The 4,750-nt window shown below is 65.3% G+C and carries 5 protein-coding genes; 3 read left to right on the top strand and 2 right to left on the bottom strand.

What is annotated here, in order from left to right:
• The 3 genes from JHD07_RS33165 to JHD07_RS33175 all read left to right on the top strand — a co-directional run.
• Positions 1-450, top strand: a 450-nt coding sequence (locus JHD07_RS33165; RefSeq protein ID WP_291629808.1) for a substrate-binding domain-containing protein, incomplete at its 5' end; no start/stop codon positions are given.
• 100 nt (positions 451-550) lie between these two features.
• A complete protein-coding gene (locus JHD07_RS33170) occupies positions 551-1,528 on the top strand; it encodes an aldo/keto reductase (RefSeq protein WP_291629810.1) in 978 nt (325 codons plus the stop codon).
• A 3-nt stretch (positions 1,529-1,531) separates the two neighbouring features.
• Positions 1,532-2,392, top strand: coding sequence for an amidohydrolase family protein (locus JHD07_RS33175; RefSeq protein WP_291629812.1), 861 nt, complete (start codon positions 1,532-1,534; stop codon positions 2,390-2,392).
• A 384-nt stretch (positions 2,393-2,776) separates the two neighbouring features.
• On the opposite strand, the gene JHD07_RS33180 is transcribed toward JHD07_RS33175, so the two are convergent.
• Entirely contained in the window at positions 2,777-4,006 is a 1,230-nt protein-coding gene (locus JHD07_RS33180) for an ABC transporter substrate-binding protein (protein WP_291629814.1), read from the bottom strand.
• Between the two features lie 116 nt (positions 4,007-4,122).
• Positions 4,123-4,750 (bottom strand): methyltransferase domain-containing protein (locus JHD07_RS33185; protein WP_291629816.1); only part of this gene is annotated, 628 nt, incomplete at its 5' end.

Here is a 4,750-nt window from a genome sequence, read left to right on the forward strand (position 1 = left end):
GCCGAGCGCGTCGACGGCGTGCGCGAGGCGTTGAAGGGCTCGAAATGGACCGAGGTCGCGGGCTCACCGACCTTCTGCAACGACGACCCCGCGCTCGCCGTCCAGCAGATGACCGACATGCGCACCGCAACGCCCGATCTCGCCGCCATCGTTCCGATCGGCGGCTGGCCGATGTTCGCGCCTGAGGGCTTCAAGGCCTTCGCCAGCAGGAACAAGAAGGACATCGATTCCGGCAAGTTCACGCTTGTCGTCGCCGATACGCTGAAGATGCAGCTCGAACTGCTGCGCGACGGCTACGCCAATGCGCTGGTGGGCCAGCGTCCGTTCGAGATGGGCGAGAAGGCGATGGACACGCTGCTTGCCATCAAGAAGGGCGAGAAGGTGCCGGAGATCGTCTATACCGGCCTCGACCTCGTGACCAAGGACAACGTTGCGCAGATGTTGAAGTAGGAGCGCTATCGGCCCCGGCGCTCCTGCATATCTCCCCGCTTGCGGTTCCCGCGAGCGGGGGTGATGATTGCTGGAAGCCAGACTGTTGGAAGGCGTGGAAATGAAACGGTCACGGCTCGGCGCTCTCGACGTCACCTCAATCGGGCTCGGGTCCGCCCCGCTCGGCGGATTGTTCGCCCCCGTCAGCGACGCCGATGCGCAAGCCACGATCGAACGCGCCTGGTCGCTCGGCGTCCGCTTCTTCGACACCGCGCCGCTGTACGGCTTCGGCTTCGCAGAGCGGCGGCTCGGTGCTTTTCTGCGGGAACAGCCGCGCGACTCCTACGTCATCTCGACCAAGGTGGGCCGCCTGCTGCGCGCACCAGATGGCGCGCACGGCGAGGACGAACACTACAAGGGCACACCGCGCGAGCGGCCGGTGTTCGATTTCAGTTACGACGGTGTGATGCGCTCGGTCCAGGAGAGCCTGGGTCGCCTCGGGCTCGACCGCGTCGACGTCCTGCTCGTGCATGATCCCGACGATCACCATGACGAAGCCGTCACGGGGGCCTTCCGTGCGCTCCAGCGCCTGCGCGAGGACGGCACCGTCAAGGCGATCGGTGCCGGCATGAACCAGTCGGAGATGCTGGTCCGCTTTGCGGAGGAGGTGCCGGTCGATGGCTTCCTGCTCGCGGGCCGCTACACGCTGCTCGACCAGGGCGCGCTGGCTGCGCTGTTTCCGCTCTGTCAAGCGAAGAACATCGGCATTCTGCTCGGCGGCATCTACAACAGCGGCATCCTGGCCAATCCGCGCACCGGCGCAAAGTTCAACTATCAGGACGCGGATGCGGCGCTGGTTGAGCGCGCGCTGGAGCTTGATGCGCTCTGCCGCAAGCACGGCACCGAGCTGAAAGCCGCAGCTCTCCAGTTCTGCATGGCCCATCCGGCAGTGACGGTCGCCGTGATGGGCGCGCGCAACGCGGCCGAGGTAGCCGACAACATCGCGATGTCGGAGCTGGCGGTGCCGGCCGCGTTCTGGCAGGAGCTGCGGGCGCGGAAGCTCGTCGATACGCGCGCGCCGCTGCCGGCGGGAGCGTGAGGCATGATCATCGATGCCCACCAGCATTTCTGGGATCCGGTGCGCGCCGACTATCCCTGGATGGACGCGCCTGAACTCGCGCCGATCCGCCGCGCCTTCGGTCCGGCCGATCTCGCGCCGTTGCTCCAGGCAAGCGGCATCGAGGCCAGCATCGTGGTGCAATGCCGCTCCTCTCTGGATGAGACCGAGGAGTTCTTGCGCATCGCGCAGGCGAATCCCTTCGTCGTCGGTGTGGTCGGCTGGGCCGATCTGACCGATGGCGCGCTCGACGAAACGCTCGAGCGGCTGCGCGCTCTGCCGGGCGGGGACAAGCTCGTCGGTATCCGCCACCAGGTGCACGACGAGGCCGATCCTGATTGGCTGCGGCGCGAGGACGTCCAGCGCGGCCTTGCGGCTGTGTTCGCCCGCGATCTCACCTACGATTTACTCGTTCGCAGCCGCGAGCTGCCCGCCGCGATCGCAACCGCGCAGGCCTTCCCGGACGCGCGCTTCGTGCTCGACCACGCCGCCAAGCCGCCGATCGCCGAAGGCGGCAGCGCGGAATGGGTCGAGCTCATCGCCGCGCTGGCCGCGTGCGGCAATGTCTGGTGCAAGATTTCGGGATTGGCGACCGAAGCGGTCTGGGACAATTGGGATGCCGAACGCCTGTTTCCGTTCGTCGCGCACGCCGCGAGCTGCTTCGGTGAGGACAGGCTGATCTTCGGCTCGGACTGGCCGGTGTGCCTGCTCGCCGGGAGCTACGGCGAGATCAAGACCGCGCTGAAGGATTGCCTGGCGAGGCTTGGCAGCCGTGTGCGGGACAAGGCTTTTGGTGTGAACGCCAAGGCTGCGTATCGGTTGGTGTCCCCGCTTAGAGCGCGATGAAATGAAGCTCGATCGCTGCAAAGACGAAGGTGCGCTCTCTCTCCCGCCTGCGCAGGACCATCGCGTATGGGAGCGATGTTGCTTGTGGCCATCCTTCGAGACGCCCGCCGTTGGCGGGCCCTCAGGATGAGGACCGAGCGTGTTGGGCTGGTTTCAACGCACACTGGTGCCACTCAGCCTCACCCTGAGGGACCGCGAAGCGGTCGTCTCGAAGGGCGAGGCGCGCGCTTGGATCTTTCAAAGACCCATATGCGATTGGCCTGAGAGGGTCGGGGAGAGGGTGTTTCCGCAATGGGACAATCCCCTAGAGGAGAAAGCCCTCACCCGGCGCTTCGCGCCGACCTCTCCCGCAAGCGGGAGAGGTGAACGAGCCGCTCCGCGACTTTACTCCGACATCGGCTTGTCGGAGATGTCCCAGTCCTTGCCGGTGAAGGTGGAAATGAACAGCGTCTTCATCGGCGTGTAATTGTCGGGCGTGTAGCTGTAGGTGACGCCGTCGAGGAAGTATGGCGAATGAAAGCCGGCCAGCGTCGAGGCGTGCTTCAGCACGTTGGCGCGGGTGAGCTCGTCGCCGCAGCGTCGCAGGATCTCGCCCATGGTCACGGCCTGACCGTAGCCGGCGAAGGCGATGGTGTTGTCGGGATCGATCGCCGGCGTGTACTTCTTACGCAGCTCCTCGAACGCCATCACGTCCGGGTCCTTCTCCCATTTCGGCAGGCCGACTTCCTTGTTGTAGCGGATGGCGACGATGCCGGTGGCGTTCTCCAGGCCCGCGGCGTTGAGGATCGAGCGGCCGGTCGAGCCTGCCGACAGCAGCTGCAGCGGCTTCCAGCCGAGCTCGGCGACTTTCCGGATCGACTGCGAGGACGCCTTGCCCGTGGAGATGTTGTAGAAGACGTCGGCGCCCGACTTCGAGAGATTGATGAGCTGGGAATCGACGGTCGGCTCGGTGAGATCATAGGTCTGCTCCATGATCACCTGCGCGGTGCCGCCGGCATCGGCCAGCACTTTCTTGAACGGACCGAGGAAGTCGCGGCCGAAATCGTCGTTCTGGTAGAGGATGCCGATCTTCGCGTTCGGCTTCACGCTGACGACGTGCCGCGCCAGGATGCGGGCCTCGGTCGGATAGAGCGGCAGGCCCGCCATGGTCCATTTGAACTCTTTCGGGTTGTTCCACTTCGACGCGCCGGTGTTGAGCAAGAGCTGCGGCACGCCCTTGGAGTTCAGGTATTTGTGCACGGCGGTCTGCGGCGCGGTGCCGAGCGAGCCGTACAGTGCGAGCACCTCTTCCTGCTCGACAAGCCGCCGCGTGGCCTCGACGCATTTCGGCGCGCTGTAGGCGTCGTCCATGGTGAGGAACTTGACCTTGCGCCCGTTGATGCCGCCCTTCTCGTTCAGCATCTGGAAATAGGCTTCGCCGATGCGGCCGAGCACGCCGTAGAGCGAGCCGGGCCCGGAATGCGGCACGGTCTGCCCGATCTTGATCTCGGTGTCGCTGGCGCCGGCATCGTATTTCTTCTCCGCGGCCCAGACATACGGCGCGGGCAAGGTGGATGCGGCGATGGTTGCGAGCGCAGCAGCGCTGAAATCGCGCCGCGATGGATTCTTCGTCATTGTTTGTTTCTCCCTAGCGAGTCCATTGTGCTGGCATCGCAGCTCGGCTCGCAAGTGGGAAGTCGCCGCTTTGCGACGCAATGACGCTCAAAATCGCAAGGTGCCAGCGCCTAGACTCAAGTTTTCTCGGCGACGACGACGAGGCCGCTCACCGGCTCGTTGTTCTCGTTGCGCGGCGAGGCCGGCTCCAGGGTCAGCAGCTTCAAGCCGGCCCTGCCGATCGCACCACGGACATATTCCGCCGAGTGGGCATAACGCAGGCCCGCGCCGAGAACGATGCCGCTGCCGTCGTGGGTCTCCACCGTGAAGGCGAGCACGCCGCCTGGTGCGAGCACGCGCCCGGTTTCAGTGAGCACCGGCGCGAGATCGGAGAGATAGACGAACGCATCCGCAGCGACGACGAGGTTTGCGCTCGCGTCACTCTTGGTGCGTAATCCTTCGATCATGTCGGCGACTTCGAGCTCGGCATAAAGATTCGTCGCGCGCGCCTGCTTGATCATGCCGGGCGAGAGATCGATGCCGACGAAATGATCGACCTGCCTGGCGAAGGCCGCGGCTGCAAGTCCGGTGCCGCAGCCGAGATCGATGGTGCGTTTGAAGAAGGCCGGCTTCCTCGCTGCAACGCGCGCCGCCAGCACCGCCTTGAAGATCAGGCCAGGGGCGCGGTAGCCGAGGTCGTTGACCAGCACGTGCTCGAAGCGCGGCGCGTACTGGTCGAACAGCGCCTGCACATAGGCCTTGGGC

It is taken from the genome of Bradyrhizobium sp., assembly GCF_016462955.1.
In the GTDB taxonomy this organism is placed as follows: Bacteria; Pseudomonadota; Alphaproteobacteria; order Rhizobiales; family Xanthobacteraceae; genus Bradyrhizobium.

What these genes read in the sequence shown, in the direction of transcription:
- JHD07_RS33170 (WP_291629810.1), top strand. Translation starts at nt 551, where the DNA reads ATGAAACGGTCACGGCTCGGCGCTCTCGACGTCACCTCAATCGGGCTC.
- JHD07_RS33175 (WP_291629812.1), top strand. Translation starts at nt 1,532, where the DNA reads ATGATCATCGATGCCCACCAGCATTTCTGGGATCCGGTGCGCGCCGAC.
- JHD07_RS33180 (WP_291629814.1), bottom strand. Translation starts at nt 4,006, where the DNA reads ATGACGAAGAATCCATCGCGGCGCGATTTCAGCGCTGCTGCGCTCGCA.